14 protein-coding genes are annotated in these 15,973 nt (G+C 57.4%); 13 read left to right on the forward strand and 1 reads right to left on the reverse strand.

The features are described 5' to 3' along the window. The first annotated feature begins 948 nt into the window (after positions 1 to 948). From HV744_RS34675 to HV744_RS34700, 6 genes are all read left to right on the forward strand, one after another. Positions 949 to 2,364, forward strand: coding sequence for a site-specific integrase (locus HV744_RS34675; RefSeq protein WP_175153787.1), 1,416 nt, complete (start codon positions 949 to 951; stop codon positions 2,362 to 2,364). A gap of 195 nt (positions 2,365 to 2,559) precedes the next feature. Further along, the gene (locus HV744_RS34680; protein ID WP_175153788.1) at positions 2,560 to 3,456 is read left to right on the forward strand and encodes a hypothetical protein; all 897 of its coding nucleotides are present in this window, start codon (positions 2,560 to 2,562) and stop codon (positions 3,454 to 3,456) included. A gap of 802 nt (positions 3,457 to 4,258) precedes the next feature. Next, on the forward strand, positions 4,259 to 4,498 hold the full coding sequence (locus tag HV744_RS34685) for a helix-turn-helix domain-containing protein (RefSeq protein WP_175153789.1): 240 nt from the start codon (positions 4,259 to 4,261) through the stop codon (positions 4,496 to 4,498). 230 nt (positions 4,499 to 4,728) lie between these two features. Continuing rightward, positions 4,729 to 4,983 (forward strand): hypothetical protein, encoded by a 255-nt coding sequence (locus tag HV744_RS34690; RefSeq protein ID WP_175153790.1) that lies wholly within the window; start codon positions 4,729 to 4,731, stop codon positions 4,981 to 4,983. 439 nt (positions 4,984 to 5,422) lie between these two features. Beyond that, positions 5,423 to 6,139 carry a hypothetical protein gene (locus tag HV744_RS34695; protein ID WP_175153791.1) on the forward strand — a complete coding sequence of 239 codons (717 nt, stop codon included), beginning with the start codon at positions 5,423 to 5,425 and terminating at the stop codon, positions 6,137 to 6,139. 368 nt (positions 6,140 to 6,507) lie between these two features. Next, entirely contained in the window at positions 6,508 to 6,762 is a 255-nt protein-coding gene (locus HV744_RS34700) for a hypothetical protein (RefSeq protein ID WP_175153792.1), read from the forward strand. Between the two features lie 8 nt (positions 6,763 to 6,770). Here HV744_RS34700 and HV744_RS34705 read toward each other — a convergent pair whose 3' ends face one another. Beyond that, positions 6,771 to 7,091 carry a hypothetical protein gene (locus tag HV744_RS34705; RefSeq protein ID WP_175153793.1) on the reverse strand — a complete coding sequence of 107 codons (321 nt, stop codon included), beginning with the start codon at positions 7,089 to 7,091 and terminating at the stop codon, positions 6,771 to 6,773. A 218-nt stretch (positions 7,092 to 7,309) separates the two neighbouring features. Between HV744_RS34705 and HV744_RS34710 the strand changes: the two genes are divergently transcribed. The 7 genes from HV744_RS34710 to HV744_RS36910 all read left to right on the forward strand — a co-directional run. Further along, a complete protein-coding gene (locus tag HV744_RS34710; RefSeq protein WP_175153794.1) occupies positions 7,310 to 8,155 on the forward strand; it encodes a metallophosphoesterase in 846 nt (281 codons plus the stop codon). Between the two features lie 154 nt (positions 8,156 to 8,309). Then, positions 8,310 to 8,879: an HAD domain-containing protein gene (locus tag HV744_RS34715; RefSeq protein WP_175153795.1), complete on the forward strand. Its 570-nt coding sequence runs from the start codon at positions 8,310 to 8,312 to the stop codon at positions 8,877 to 8,879. Between the two features lie 513 nt (positions 8,880 to 9,392). Continuing rightward, entirely contained in the window at positions 9,393 to 10,211 is an 819-nt protein-coding gene (locus HV744_RS34725; RefSeq protein ID WP_175153796.1) for a DUF5677 domain-containing protein, read from the forward strand. A 98-nt stretch (positions 10,212 to 10,309) separates the two neighbouring features. Then, a complete protein-coding gene (locus tag HV744_RS34730; protein WP_175153797.1) occupies positions 10,310 to 13,924 on the forward strand; it encodes an SIR2 family protein in 3,615 nt (1,204 codons plus the stop codon). Further along, on the forward strand, positions 13,888 to 14,175 hold the full coding sequence (locus tag HV744_RS34735; protein ID WP_175153798.1) for a hypothetical protein: 288 nt from the start codon (positions 13,888 to 13,890) through the stop codon (positions 14,173 to 14,175). The genes HV744_RS34730 and HV744_RS34735 overlap by 37 nt, the downstream gene beginning before the upstream one ends. 6 nt (positions 14,176 to 14,181) lie before the next feature. Further along, positions 14,182 to 15,486, forward strand: a complete 1,305-nt coding sequence (locus HV744_RS34740) for a hypothetical protein (protein WP_175153799.1) — start codon at positions 14,182 to 14,184, stop codon at positions 15,484 to 15,486. Between the two features lie 144 nt (positions 15,487 to 15,630). Then, positions 15,631 to 15,973 (forward strand): hypothetical protein (locus tag HV744_RS36910; protein WP_217469200.1); only part of this gene is annotated, 343 nt, incomplete at its 3' end.

Genomic DNA, 15,973 nt, shown 5'->3' on the forward strand with positions numbered 1-15,973 from the left:
TGGTTGATGTCATGCGCAACGCCAATCCTGCCTTCCGGTCCGGCCGGTCACGTTGCCGAAATCGTCGGTCACGATCCCGAAACGGCCGGTCACGTTCGTCCGAAATACGCAACATATCACTTATGAACGTAGTTTTGCTATCGACGATGCGGATATGTTCTCACCAAGTTCGTTGCTCAAAATTGTCTCTCGGTGGACAGCAAGAATTAGAAATTGCGTAAAGCCAGAACACGCTAGGCACGCATATATTTTTGTGACGCACGAAGGGGCAGTACGAGGGTACCGTACAGGCGAATATGACGGCATAGACAGCGATCAAGTTTGGCTACAGGCAGAAAGAAAGTTTAAAAGTAAATATAACTTACCGCCGATAACTCTGAGACAAGTGCGTGCCACTGGATTGGACATGGTCCGTGAAGTGACAGGCGACGATATCCTCGCCGTACAGGCAGCCGGAGGTCAACAGGCTCAAACGACCATTGACATCTATTATCGTGGCGCGCCGGCTAAGCGTCGTGGAGAAGAAAAGCTGCTAAAGGTAATGATTGCCTACTCCCGATGGGCGTGTACAGGGGGCTACCCTGACGTCCGTGGCTTCCCTGAAGCAGCCGATGTTCTTGCTGCGACCCCTGGTTGGATGTGCTTCGATCCGTTTGATTCACCTATTCCTGGTGAAATCGAAGGACGCGCATGCCAAGCCTTTGGGCGTTGTCCCGCATGCGAATTTGCGTTCGTAGATATTACATCCCCATATGCCCTTGCTCGACTGATACAACTAGCAGACGAGCTAAAGGCCGCGAGGTTTTATCTCGAATACCCACGTTGGAAGGCAGCATATGAGCGTGGGCTTGAAATGTTATTGAAGCGATGGATCCCTGCGTTCAAAAGTGGAGACCTACGCAAGAGGGCATCTCGAATTGAACTTGGGCCGATCGGGAGGGTTGAATAATGCAAAATCGAAATTTCAAGAAAGCGGCCGAGAAGCAGCGTGATTCGGCCTCCGAAAGCAGAGGGATTCTGCGCGTTTCGTCCCGTTCGGCTTGGACAGACCTTACTTGGGATCTTGACAACCCATCTCCCGGTCAGATAAGCCGTATCGGGTGGGATTTTTTGTTGCCAGATGGAAGTCGGTCTACAGCTAAGAAAAATTTTGAGCTCCTTGAGTCATTCCGCGAAATTATATTGGGCATGATCGAAGATGGTGGGTGGTACGGGCGAACGCTTAAACCGGGTTCGACGTCCGTCCTTGCAACCGGTGCGCGACACCTCTTCCGCTGGATGGTTTTTAGGGGGCTCCGCTCAATCAATGAACTCGACTCAGCGGCGCAGCAGCGATATCTGGACGATATTCCATTTCTGATTGTCTGCGGCGACGAGTTCTATGGACATAACATGGACAACGCTGAATTTGAGCCAGACGAAGAGATTGATTACGACGAGGTCACGTCCGACGTCGACGTCCCGAGCAACGTTGAACTTGAACCGTACGAGGAGGAGGCCGATGGCAGTCAGAGTGACTTAATGACATGGGGAAAAGTCCGGTGCCGAATCATTATTTTTTATGCCGCCTACGCACAAGGGCATAGATTGAAAAAGCGCGGCTTCGGGTCCATGTTCGAAGAACCATTCGGTGGGAAAAAGATAACCGATGTCACCGCAAAATTAACGTCATGCACAGTCGGGAAGACGCCTCCGCTCCCGGACGAGGTGGCGGCGCCGCTACTATCCAAGGCGATTGAATGGGTGCTTGGTAAGTCAGAGGACGTGATAGCACTTCAAAAGATACATAACGACATTCGAGACAACGGATTGGAGAATGGGCACTGTGTGAGTTACATAAGTTGTTCTATTCGCAAAGCGTTGATGGAATATGAGTTCAGCGCAATGCCAGGTAGTCCTGATCCTTGGCGCGCCAAGTTAGAGAAAAAGGAAGTTCACGTCGTTGATGGGAAATTTGTTACGCATGGCGCGGCAGATTTTCTTCGGTATAGCGCTAATCGTACGCGTGATGCTTGCATTATTTTGCTGATGTACCTTGTTGGCTTGCGTCCCGGAGAAATTTGCGGAATTAAAGGGGGATTGAATGAAGAGACGGGGCTTCCGTCTTGCATCGAGATAAGATACTCGAGGTCTGGCTTGCTGGAAATGTTTTACCTTCGTTCGATTGTCTCTAAAGGTAAAGCGCAGCCGAGTGAAGCAGAATGGCTGCTGGCTTGTCGTCCTGTCGGGAGCATCCACATTCCGCTGACCTTGTTCGCTGTAATCGTCCTGCAACGACTCTTTTCACCGTGGCGCAGGATGAGCAATATGCCTCTTTCGAATTTCGAGTGGGTGATGCCGGTTGTCGGCAGGGAAAATGAGTAGGTCAATGGCGGACGGGACGTCCGGCGAAGCGAACCATTGACGCGCTCACTTTCCCAAACAAGCTAGAGGGCTTGGGGCTGGCGAAGTCTTGCTGCGCCAGCCCCCGAGCCCGTCCGGCGGCGAGGACTTCCCCGCCTCGGGGCGGGGTTAGGGGTGGGGAATCGGCACCCAAGAACGGTCTCATGCACAAAAAATGTGCAAATTCTTACCCACTCCATTTTCGAAAGAGCCAGCAATATTGACGGACTCATTGTGAGTATCGTGAATAAACGAGGGCTGCCGTATTCGAAGAATGGGATCTATCGGTTCTCCAGCGAATCTATTGGACGGAACCTATCGACGTTCATAGCGCGTGAATTGGACTTCAGCCAGTTGCCTGATCGGAGCGCGCGAGGAGAAAGCCTCTTAGAATACCGGAAATCGGGCGGGCAAAATATTACGCCACGGCATGGTCGGAAAACATTTGCTGCGTATATCCTTGAGAGCCGGTCTTCACTTCTTGAAGCAGTAAAAGATCATTTCAAGCATATCAGCACCGCGACCACCGAGACGGCATATTTTCCGCAGAGTGCACGGCTGAGAGAAGACATCGAAAGTGTAGTTGTCTCAGAGACGATCGCGTTTTTTGTAGACGTACTTGAAGGAAAGAAGTTGGTGGGTCGTATGGGACCAGCGATACAGCGATACTTCGGGGAGGAATCGTTTGCGTCCGTCGAAGATGTCGTTGAACTTGAAAAACGCGTTTCGACCATAGTCTTGGCGCACGATTTGCGCATATATTTTTTCGAATACGGAAAGTGTTTTATTAAGGCCGACCCACTGCATTCGCGCTGTCGCGAGCTCGAAGGAGGGGTTGGGTGGGATAAGACTGTTCCAGCGTTCTCAGTTTGTTGTCCTAGCCTGTGTGCAGGCTGTAAGGTATTTGCGGCGGATAGTACGAATCTTCCTTTCTGGAAGCGGAGATTGGCTCAATGTACCGAAGCTCTGGAACGTGCTAAGCGCGACGGGCATGAACGAGAGTATCGCGTGCATCTGGCGAGAGCGCAGCAAGCGGAAAAAATAATTGATCTGATCGGAAAGAAACGTGGCTGACGAGAGACAACAGGGAAATCGGGTGGCATGTGATTTCAGAGATGCTCTCCGACGTTTACAGGACGGCGTTCCCACGCATTCTGTTCTTAAAGCGCGTCTTGAATCCGGAAAATTGCGAATAAACGTCGCATCCGTTGCGCTTGAGGCCGGTCACGCGCGACGACTCATTGGATACGCTGGATGTCCGTTGCCGGACGCCAGGGCTGAAATATTGAAAGCAGTGACTGGCGATTGCGAAAAGAAGAAAGAGACGTTGCGACAAGAGATATCTCGGCTCAGGAATGAAAATTCTGAACTACGAGACAAGCTTGATGTGCTGACGACAGCGAACGCGGAGTTACTCTTAAGGTTCCACTTAGCCAAAGATGGATATCACCCGGATGGTCGGCCAATTAAGCGGACAAAAAAATCGGATCGGCTGCAGGCAATGATGGTCGTGTCCCGGGGAAGGAACGAGTCTCCCGACAGCGAAACGTGATGGCTCTTGAACCACCTTTGCCAGCAAATGCGTGGGGTGAATTGCGTGTGAAGCGCAAGATGGTTATAAGCGGCTTTTCATCGCCTGTGGGCAGAGAGGCTGGAGGGAGTGTCTAGTGGCAACAGCTCTCTGACGAACGGAACCGGATGCACTAGACGGGCATCGCGAAGTCGCGCGCGTCGACTGTATTCGTCGCGAATAGCGGTATTTCCTGCAGGCTGCTTTGCTGGTTGGTGAGACGGATTTGGACGTGTTATGAATCGAACCGAAATTGTGACTTAACGACTACTGACGCGGAGCCTGGATATTCGCAGTATTCTGGGGATGCCGCATACTCCCCAGAAACCGAAAAGACCAGCCGCTCGCTCAGTCCTCGCGGCCAATCTCCGCAGACTTCGCGCCATTAATGCGTTGTCGCAATATGATCTCGCTGATCGCAGCGGGGTTGATCGTTCTTTCATCGCTCACGTAGAGCGCGAGGCGCGAAACGTTTCGATCGATACGATTGATAAGCTCGCGTTTGCTCTCCAAGTCCCGATTGCCGAGCTTTTTACGGAAATGTAAAGGCCGGTACGCCCGATTACTCTCCGCTGTCTCATTTTTCTATTCGGGGAACGCGTCGCGCGCCCGTGCTCGGGCAGGTGCGTAGACTAGGTGCTTTCGCTTTGGTGGTTTTTAAGTCACAATGTGCAGCTATACTGTTGTGTTAGGTCGGTCGAACGGCACGTTGGGGAGCTAGTTTGCGTAGAGAGCGAAAGGTCAAGGCCTCTTCAGGCCCTGTTCACACGGATCGCATGGCTTTAGGCCATAGAGCAGAAGCTGTGTTGGATCGTGACATTGATATGGTTAGCATTCGATGTCGCGAATCCGGCCTCACCGCACGAATGCATGCCAAAGAAAAGGTAGAAGTGGAGTACTACCGGCACGATGGCACGCTCATCGTGGGGGCCTGGATGGCGGTACAGATTCAGTGCTCGGCTGAACAGGCAACTGAGCTAGTCGCGGCCATTGGCTCGCCGGCCATCTCCTCCTTCGAAATTGTCGGTTGAACGCATGGCGATTGAAGGACGCGTTATGGCTTGCGGCTGAAGCTTCGCTAGGTTACTCCGTGACATCTGACGCGTGGCTCGATCATGGTCCTCTTGACGGTTCACCCGCAAACTGACCAACGGTAGAGCGTGGCCGAGCGTTTCAGCTGCCACTGTGTGCCTGTTATCGAGTCAGGGATAGGCGCCGGAGCAATTGCGAGAATCCAAGCGGTTGAGCGCACGGGAATAGCCGTCGATTCGGCGAGTGGTCTGGAACGGTCGTGTTGCGCGCCTTTGATGGCGTGCCGGACCCGTTTCGCGGCACGCGTGTTCGCCCATTCCGTGATCTACCGCGCTTTGGGATCAGCATGCTTCGCGTCCCTTTCGCCTCGATCGTCGTCACAAGCACCCAGCGAGAGCATCAGAGGCTTGCGCAGCTGCGCTCGTCGTTACCAAGACCATGGCTTTGCGCGACAAATTTCACGCTATCCAGTTTGGCATCGCAGCCGGCGTGCCAGCACACGAGCACGACGGCGAAATGCTGCTGTATTGGATGGACGTGCCGTACGAGTTCCGCGATCACATGTTTCCCGGCTGGGTTAAGGTGCAGGAGATGGACTGGTGGTCGCTGGAATCGCCACATAGCGTGATGCGTTGTCCACTAGGGATCAACGGACTGGCCTATACGTGGTGTGCGTGGGAGGGGTTCGTCGACTGGATGGCGGCCACGCTTAATGCGGCTGTGCTTCAGCTGCATCGAGACACAGGCCTGTCGCCTTTCGCGCTAGCGTACCAACTGAACCAGACGCATCTTGAGGATTTGCGCATCGGCAAGGCCGCGGCTGCGTTGCCGCTGACGCAATGTAATCGCGAACGTGCGTTTAAGGGGGGACTGGCCAATGGAGTGCCTGCTATTGAAAAATCTCGATCGCAGTTGGTAACCTACTTGCACGACATACCTCTGGAATTGTGTGGCCCACTTTTGGGATGGTTGGCGGTCACTGAGCCCAGCGAACCAGAGCACAGCCTTCCCAGCTTGGACTTTTATCTGGATGGCAACGGATCCGTGGCGCTCGGAGAGAGTTGGGGAAATTTCCAGCGATGGATGCATCGGGAACTGTCGGAAGCCCTTCAAACGATGCAGCTTGCGCGTTATGACTCAGGGAACCGTCCGTAGGTTGTCGGGACCGTGGAGTTTGTGTGCCGTAGAGCACGCTGCCAACGGGGTACCACATGTGCCTGTCTGTCAATTCTGAACACATGCATTTCATCGACTGCGATCTCACCATTATTGCCCTTTTGGTCGAAGATGGCCGCCACAGCAACGGTGAGCGTTGTGGCTTCAGAGGTGACGTGCAAGAAGTAGGTAGGTACGCATGTCCTCGGCTAGCATCCAGAGCGCGTGTTCACGCGCAACGCGTTGAATTTGCACTACTCGCAAGGCTTCATCGGTTCGCCAAGTAAGTCCGCGCGCTTGCTGTAATTTGGAAGCGGAAAATTGCGGCACCGGCGAGTTGACGACAACATGGCATTGGAAGCGCGTGAATGACTGGAGCGAACGACATGAACACTATGGCCACCGCACGCCAGTGGTCACAAGCCCGTCTGCGAGTCAAGGATGTGATCGAAGGTCCCAACATCGACATCGATCGTTTCGTTGCGGACGTGGCGCAGCATGGCCGGCTCTCGCCCGAGTTGCTGGCTGCATTTCCGTTGCTCACGCAAAACGGGCTGGTCCAGCGCGTCGAAGCAGCGGTGCGCGCGGCTCTCTTAACGAATATTAAGGAGGGCGCCTCTTGAGCCCGGAATTAACCGATCGGCTGTACACCGATTATCCATTGATGTTCGCGCGCCGGCCGATACTCGCTGTGGCCGGTGGCTGGTTCGATCTGCTCGACACGCTTTGCCGGAGCCTCCAGACGGAAACATCGAATGGCGCTCCGCAGGTTGTCGCGCAGCAGGTCAAGGAAAAATTCGGCGGCCTGCGCTTCTATACAGGGCCACGGAACGACGCGCAGCGCGGCATGATCGACATGGCACAGGCGCTGAGCTTTCATATTTGCGAGGTATGCGGCGACCGTGGTCAGCACATCGGGCCAGGCTGGGAGCGCACCCGCTGCAAAGCGCATGCAAACAGTCCGGAATGACCTTATGAACGAAGCGCGGCAGCCGCATGGCGGGGCAACTCAGACCATTTATCAAGTTGAAGGCCGCGAATAAACAATGACTTGGAAACGGCGTAAGGAGGTGGGGCGTGATCGGCAAGCTCAAAGGCGTTATTTGCCAGCCGGACGAGCCTGTATAGATCGATGCCATGAACGAGGCTATCGGCACAGCTGGGAGTGACATGAGCGAACATCACCTCAGGTTTCGTCGAATCAACCTGCACGCATCCGATACGGATCTGCTTCACCCCGTTCGCCGGTATGCGCGCAATACCCGTGGGCGGGACTTTGTGGTGGGCGACATTCACGGTTGCTTTTCGATGCTTGACGCTGCGCTGGCCGCGCGCGGGTTCGACCCTGCACGCGACCGCCTCTTTAGCGTGGGGGATTTGATCGACCGTGGTGCGGAGTCACCGGCCGTGCTCGATGCCGTGCAGCGTCACGGCATCCGGGCGGTGCGGGGCAATCATGAGCAGGGCATTCTGGACTGGGCACGACGCGCTGACATCGACCCCGCACGGGTCGAGGCGATGCGTGCGAACCCCAAGCAGGCGCTCGCGGAATGGATGCATTGCGACGGCCACACGAGCCAGCTGATCTACAACGGCGGCCAGTGGTTTATCGAGCTGTATTGCGAGCGCCCGGACAAGGCCCGCGACATCGAGCGCTACTTTTCGGCGCTGCCCTACGCCATCGAGGTGGAAACCGAACATGGCCTGATCGGCATCGTGCATGCCGAGTTGCCCGCGACGCATTGGCCCGATGGTATGGCTGTCCTGCGCGCGCGCCGCTCCAGCCGCGTGCGCGAAATCGTGTTGTGGGACCGCGATCGCTGGCAGGGTGGACGCGTCACAGCGCATATCGGGGGCGTGTGCGCCGTGGTGGTCGGGCATACCCCACTTCGCGAGGTCCGCGTGCGTGGCAACGTGATCAACATCGATACGGGTGCCGTCTTCCGCTGGTACGGCAATCTCACCGTGCTGGACCTGGCTGACATCCCGGCGATGCTGGCACAAGAGGAGGATTAGTGATCACCGCGCGCGTTGTCTTCGACTACGATCGTGACCTGCTGGTAGGCACCGTGCTCGCCACGGGCGCTACCCTTGAAGAGCCGGATCCGCGCAAACTGGCTGACTGGCTGACTGGCTGTTTGTGGCGGGTGTGCGTCACGGAGAGGTGTCGATGCCCAGCCACTGGCCGGAGGGAGTGGGCGACAGTGCCCCGCCCACCAGCGACAAGATTGCACTGAATTTTCGACTCAACCGACTGGAACGGGCCAACACGCCGATCGTGTTTCTCGACTTCGACGGCGTACTGCATCCATTTGGCGATCGACACACGCGCGCCTTCTGCGATCTGCCGCGCCTTGAGGCCGTCATACGTGATGCACCTCGCGCGTGGATCGTTATCACCAGCACGCAGCGTGAGCACCAGACGTTGCTCCAGTTGCGCACGCTGTTCTCACCTGATGTGGCGGAGCGAGTGGTCAACGTGACACCTGTTCTGCCCATGGACAGCGCGGCGGATCTCGCCTACAGCCGGCATCGCGAGATTCTGGCTTATCTGCAATCGTGTCCGGACAGCGGCCCGTGGCTCGCCGCCGATGACGACGCCACGCTGTACCCGGCAGGCCTGCCAAATCTGCTGCTGTGCGAGGACGGTTTTGGCACGCATGAGGCCGCGCAGCTGGCCAGTTGGCTCGCGGCTAACAGCAGGATCACGACGGAGGTGCCAGAAGAAAGAGGTAATTAGCTGGAAACACCGGGAAGACGTGCAGCGCTATACGCAGATGGAATTCATCGGAATGACGCACGAAAAGCTCGACAGGCAGTTGCATGCAGTTATCGATGCGCGAACAGAAAGATACCGGCAGATAGCTCTCATCGAGTCATACGAGACGCGCAGGCTGCCGTTGCGCACACATGACGCGACACGCGCGGTGGTTAGTGATCAGTTGCCCCTACTCGGGCTACCGTCAATCTAGTCGTGCCGCTAGCTAAGGCAAGCGCTGCCTGACGCGCGACCCGCACCGGCGCTGCGCCCGGCGCTACACAGCCTGCATTGAGAGGGCAAAGCATGCGCGTTTTCGTTGACACGGAATTTACCGATTTCATCGACTGCGAGCTGGTGAGCATCGCGCTCGTTGCGGATGACGGACGCGAGTTCTACGGCGAGCGATCGGACTACGATCGGGCCAGATGCCCTATCATTGCGCGATTGCTCCGATCAATGACCCGATCGTGACCGTTAATCCGGAGAGGCGTGATGGCGACTTTCGACGAGGTTGGCTTTCTATCTGACGAGTTGGACCCGTGGAAGCAGGCGGCGCAGGAGGCATACGCTGACGCTTTCAGCTATGCGTACCGTGCGAACGACATGGCGTTGCGGATCATGAAGGCCATCCCGATGACAGACATATCGGAAGAGTTGAAGTGGGCCATTGCAGCCTTTGCGCGGGCGCTCGGAGCATTCCAGTGCTCCGTCCTGATGATCGAACGCGGTGCGATGGCAGAGGCGCGCGCATTGGCACGCCTATGCGCAGAGACGGTCATCGTGGTGAAGGGCCTGGTCAACGTACCGGGCACACTCGACATCCTTCGCGAGAGTGACGCGGAACACAGCATACGGGCGATCACCAACATCATCGCGCTGAACGCCGATAACGCTCAGCCAGACGAAGAGTCGCTTGAGCGTCTCAAAGCAACCATGGCCGAGCTGGAACTGGCTTTTCCCAAGCGCCGCTCACTCAACTATCGAACGCTGGCGCTCAACACGGGCCTGGAGCTGTTCTACGAAGTCGCGTACCGATATACGTCAGGAGATGGCGCGCACGCGACACTGGGCGCTTTCGTTCGACATATCAAATCGGAGGAGGGCACCCACGGCTATTTCTTCGGCCCGGACATCGCGGGTATAGCGTCCACACTGTTGACCGTGAGCGTAGCGATCACCGAGCTGATTGACCTTGCTGTGAGTGGCATGGGATGCGGGGAATCCGCGTCCGAATTGCGGGATCTGAAGCTGCAATGGTTCGTGGTCCGCCCCGATCTCGAGGCAAGGGCCGCTGAGGAATCGGCCGAGTAGGCCAGTTGCGGCACGCGGAACCCTGAGACGGCAGGCACAAACCGATCTGGAATTCAATTTCCAGTCGGCCCTGCCGCGCGACAAGAAAGGACAAAAAATTGACCCTGCGATTTTCCGAAGAAGGCCCCGCCTTTCCCACTGACCTGATCGACCGGATGATCGAGGGCGAAGTGGTGTTCCTCTGCGGCGCTGGCGTGAGCGCGCCGCAAATGCCGATGTTCGGAGCCCTGGTCGACTGTGTGTATAAAAAAATCGGCGTTGAACCAACGGCAGCCGAAGCGCTCGCGATAACGAATGGACGATACGAGGAGGCACTGGGCGCGGTCTCGCGAAGGCTGGCCAATCCCGCGCGGATCTATAGTGAAGTCACCAGTATTCTCACCCGGGATACCGTTGATCTGGACCATCACAAGACGCTGCTGCGGCTATCGCGCGCCCGGGACAACCGATTGCTGCTTGTCACCACCAACTTCGAATGTCTGTTCGAACGCGCTCTCGACGAAAATGAGGGCCGTGGTAGCGGAAAAGCCTGGAGCCTCGCAGGTCAGGCATTACCGCCCCCTGGCTCCGAGGCGTGTCATGGGATCATCCACCTGCATGGCCGAACCCGGGATGCGGCAGCCGGGCTGGACGCAACGCCGCTGGTGCTGACAAGCGCCGAATACGGTGACGCCTATATGCGGTCGGGCTGGGCATCGCGGTTCCTCTTCGATCTCGTGCGATGCAAGACGCTTGTCCTGGTCGGATACAGCGCGAACGACGCCCCCGTTCGCTATTTTCTGAATCTGCTTGAGGGCGACCGGGATCGCTTCGAGGATCTGCGAACCGTCTACGCACTCGATTCATACGATACGGACGCCGCCGAGACCGAAGCGCGCTGGGAAACGATCGCGGTCACGCCGCTACCATACCGTAAAGGCCCGAAGCCCGACGAACATTGCGCACTGTGGGCGGATCTGGCCAGCCTCGCCGATGTGGTCGAGCAGCCACGACGCGCACGCCAGGCTCGGGCGGCCGTGTTCGGTAAGCCCTTCGCAACAGCGACCGCCTCCGAGCTGGAGGGGACGGAGTGGCTCCTTGCCGGCAAAGGTGATCTGTGGGATGTCATCACGGCGCAGATTGAAGATCCCGCGTGGTTCGAGTTCTTTCGCAATACAAGGGTCTGGCAGGCCGCAGACGCGGGCCGGATTCGGGTCAACTGGTGTAGTGCAAAGCTCACGGACCGGACGCGTCTCGAGACGGCAATCGACTGGCATCACAAGTTCGGGCAGCTTTTCACCGACCATCAATATGAGCGCCTGATCTTCCAGTTACGAAATACTCCTCAGCCTTGGGCGCAGGCGTGGAAAATTCTCGCTAGGATGCGTGCCAAACCGCGCGACGCGGTCATGCATCACTTCAGACTTTCACAGGCCCTGGAAAGCCCGCTTGTCGATGATCGTGATCTGCGGGATGCGATTCTGGCTATCACCCCCGACATTGAAATCAAGACGCAATGGAGACCTGCAGGCGACAGTGCGGCAGAGACCCCGACATTGCTCAGGGACATCGTCAGGGTGTCGCTGTCGCTCGATGATGTCTCCGATATTGACCGTCTCGTGACGGTCATTCTCAACATGCGAGGGAAAGAGCGAAGAATCGCGCAGTTGTGCAATGAATCCCTGTTCAACGTGGGTATCGCGGCGCAAGAAGCGGGCGCTATCAGCAGCGACTGGGACACGCTCGACAACGGCGTTCCAGCCGTAGAGGCGCATGAACAGAACCGCGATCACGATGGCGCTGTTCACCTGTGCGTCGTACTCAGCGACCTGCTCGGCAGAATCGCGGTTGACGATTGCGCGTACGCACGCGAACTTGCAGCGTCGTGGAAGCGTGTTCCGGGTGGACTCGGCCTGCGACTGTGGATCAACGCGCAGCGAAACCCGACGGTGTTCAGCGCGGAGGAAGCCGCCACCGCGATCCTTCAGCTGCCGGGCGAGGCGTTCTGGTCCATGCGACGGGAACTGGTCCTGGCCATGCGTGAAAGACTGGGCGATGCCCCGGACCGGCTGATCGTAGCGATCGTGAGCCGCATCCTGACCGAGTATCCGTCGATCTATCTGGAATATGAAATCGAAGGCGCAGACTGGCGTCCCCAGGCACGTGATCATCGCGTCTGGTTGCTCCTCACGGCGATCCGGCTCGCCGGTGTGTTACCTGATGCAGGGCAGGCCCAGCTCGAGGCCATCGTGTTGCGGCATCCGTTCATAACGGGCGATTACAGGGAAAGCGATCTGTTTGGCAGCTTCTCTACGGGTGTGCAGTCGGTTCAGGGCGATCCCGCTCCTCTGGTGGGCGCGGATGCCGCGGATCGTCTTCGCATCGCGCGCACGCTACGCGATGAACGCGATTTCACGGCGCAGCTGAGCTGGTCAGCGTACTGTTCGGGGCAACCGGCGGCAGCGTTCGAAGTCTTGCAGGGGGCAGACCTTGCTCCGGAAAATGCAGGGCTGTGGTCAGATTTTCTGCAGGCACTCACGACATTGACGGTAGTCAATAGTGAACCCAAAGCAGGCAACGATCAGCTCGTCGAACGTTCATTCGAACGTCTCGCGAAGGCGGATGACAAAGTGTTGGCCCCGCTGGTATCGCCGCTGAGCTATCTGCTTCGAACCTACGCGAAGCGGGCAGACGATGGCGCCGTGAACCGTTGGTGGGACCGGCTCTGGGACATGGCTGAGGAGCAGGAAGACCCCATCGATCCGAAGGATGCGGAACGGTTCTATGACCGGGTTATCAACCGGTCGTCGGGACGGCTCGCGGAGTTCCTGTTGCTGATGATTGAGCGCCGGAAGGCTTCGGCCGCCGCGATTGCGGTTGACGATCGCGGGAGGCTGAAAAGAGTGGTGATGTCGGAGACACCCGCTGGCTCCCTGGGTCGCGGTGCTTTCGCGCACAGTGTCGGATTCATTCTGCACGTTGACTGGCGGCTTGCGCTGGGAGCGTTTCGCAAGCGTTTGAGCGAAAGCAGCGAGGAAGGCATCAGGCTTCGTACCGTGCTGATCGCCGGCACACAATTCAGTTTCGCCGCGACACGCGTGTTCAAGGGTGCGCTCTTCATGGCAGCCTGTGAGACAGTCGCCAAGACCGAACACGGTGCGGCGTTCGCGGCATCGAAGTTCCTTCATCCGCTGTTTAGCTGGAGAATCAGCCCGAGTACCGGCAAGCCGCCACTTTCTCTCGATGAGGTGAGGCGGCTATTAACGAAGGTACCGCAGAGCGTACTCATCGGGGCCGCGCAATGCTTCAGGCATTACGTACAGCAGATCGGCAACTCGCCCGGGCAAGCCTGGCTGCACTTCGCGGGACCATTGTTCGAGACAATCTGGCCATATGAATCCCGGTTCAAGCGGGTGGCGGTGTCACGCGAACTCGCTGCGCTTTGCGCGACAACCGGAACGGCATTCGAGGAAGCATTTTCAGTATTGCGCCATTTCCTTACACCAGTTGACGGTGGTTGGTACGGTGTATCGCTTCTTTCCGAGTCTCAGGTCATCAGCGCGTCGCCCGAGACTTGCCTGCATTTCCTTTGGCTCTTATCCGGCTCGGGAGCATCCGGTCGCTCGATGGAGCTCGCGACAGTACTGGACAAGATCGTCGAAGCAGCGCCTGGTCTAGAAGTAGACAGGCGGCTGCAATGGCTGGAGCAAAACCGTGCGATTCGATTGGCGTAGCCCAGCATCTCATTTCGATTGCCCACGGAAACCGCTTTACCATTACAACGACGGGCAAAAAGCGGCTGGCGAATCATCCGGCGCATAACCGACAGGCAGCGGTGAGAAGTCCAGATGCGGTTTTCGAAATCAAGCCCGAAATGACGGGGCCAGTGCTGTTTAATTTCATGGGGCCAGCCGATGTGATTGATCTTCTACAGTCTGTGGAAATTCATCTTTCGCCCGCTGTACCAATCAACTCCGTGGGATAAGCTCGCATGCCGACGATAGTCACAGATGTGTACCTTTCCGATATGCCTTCGCTGTTTCAGCGTTTCGTTGACATTGTCGAGGACCGCCATTGGCAGCGCGGACTAAAGCCGTTGCTTGACGAATCCCGCCGCAACAGCTTTCTTCGCAACTACTACCGCCGCGAACACTCCGTAGCCTTCCAACTCGCAGACTGTAGCGCCCTTGCCAAGAGGTATGGCTCTCTTCATGGGGACATGGTTCACCAAAACGGTCTGACGGAAGCCGTGCGGTTCATAGTGCAGGTGCTGTCTCTGGTCGAAGGCCTGCCCGCGCGTGTGCGCGATTCGTTTCTTGGACGGGTGAGGAATGCGCTGAGAAAGCCGGGAGAGATGCGTGGCCTTCAACTTGAGCTCACGGCGGCGACACACTTCACTCGGCTTGGTTATTCAGTACGCTGGCCGGAGCTCGAACCGGCCCACCCGTTGATTCAGGGCGCGACCTTCGATCTCTTGATAGAGGACCTCGGCGGAACGGGTTTGGAGGTCGAATGCAAGGCAGCATCTCATGATAAGGGTCGTTCTATACATAGGACGAGTGCGCTAAGGTTCTACGAGATATTACGCAAAGAACTAGTGTCTACTTCGGACGCACTGCGTACGGGACTGGCCGTGATCGTGAGCGTGCCTATGCAGTTCCCAGCTTCGTCCGACGCCCAGCGCGACTTGGCAAAGCATGTGCGTAGACAGATCGTTGAAGGTGTGTCCGGCGTGCTCCCGGACGGGACGTCGGTGCGGATCAGCGAATTTGACGTGACGATGATGCGCGACGTTGACCTGAATCCAGAGTCACCTGCGGCTCGCGCTGTGATCGATGCGGTTACGGGAACGCATAATCTTGGCGCGATGCTACTCGGCCGCCGGAATGTCGGCGCACTCGCGATCGTTTTGCAAAGCGCACAGGACGACAGTCTGATGGGGGCGGTGTTTGAGACGGCGAATGCGGCCGCACGCGACCAGCTTTCCGGCAAGCGAGCCGGCCTCATTCTTATCGGCTTCCAGGGCGTTGAGGCGGACGACCTCAGAACTTTGGCTTATCAGGACGCTGACCCCTCCCAGCCGCCGACGGCAGCCCGCTTGGCGGCGAGCCGATTTTTGGCGGGCGCTAACCGGCGCCACGTCGTCGGGATCGGTTTCTTGAGTGAAGGAGAGCGGACTTGGCTCGAAGACGGGGGCATGACCAGCGGCGGTGTCAGCTACCATTTCAGCAATGAGACGAGCCCGCTCTGGGTCCCCGAATTCGCAGAGATATTTCGAGGTGGTGCCACTCGGTAGGGCATATCGCCATTCCAGGTAACGGGGATGGCTATGGCGAAGTCGGATACAGCCGCATTGATTCCGAGCACGACCGCGAGCGCACCGACTCTCGAGAACAGGGCTTGGGGGCCGAAAGATGAGGTGTGGCGACGCGGAAGGCGCTTGACGACCCTCTTCAGTCATACGCGGCTGCACCAGCACGACGGCCGCTTCCAAGGTGCAACGGACATCCGACCGGTCCCGTTGGCTGCCTCATACTCGGCCGTTGCGGTCGGTCAATCGTCAGCCGTTCTTCAGGCTGAAGCTGTTGATATTGTTTTTCCATGGCAACACCTTATACGAGTCAAGGTGTTGCACTTCAGATTTGAGAACGCGGAGGTAAATGAATTACCGGAACTGGCCGACCGCTGCCCGACCAGCAAGCGACCAACGCTTCGTCGGCGACGGGGTATGCAAACGGCATATCTCGACCCGTTGCGGACGGCCACAGCCTCATCGCGCGAAT

The sequence above is a fragment of the Paraburkholderia ultramafica genome (assembly GCF_902859915.1).
Taxonomy (GTDB): Bacteria; Pseudomonadota; Gammaproteobacteria; order Burkholderiales; family Burkholderiaceae; genus Paraburkholderia; species Paraburkholderia ultramafica.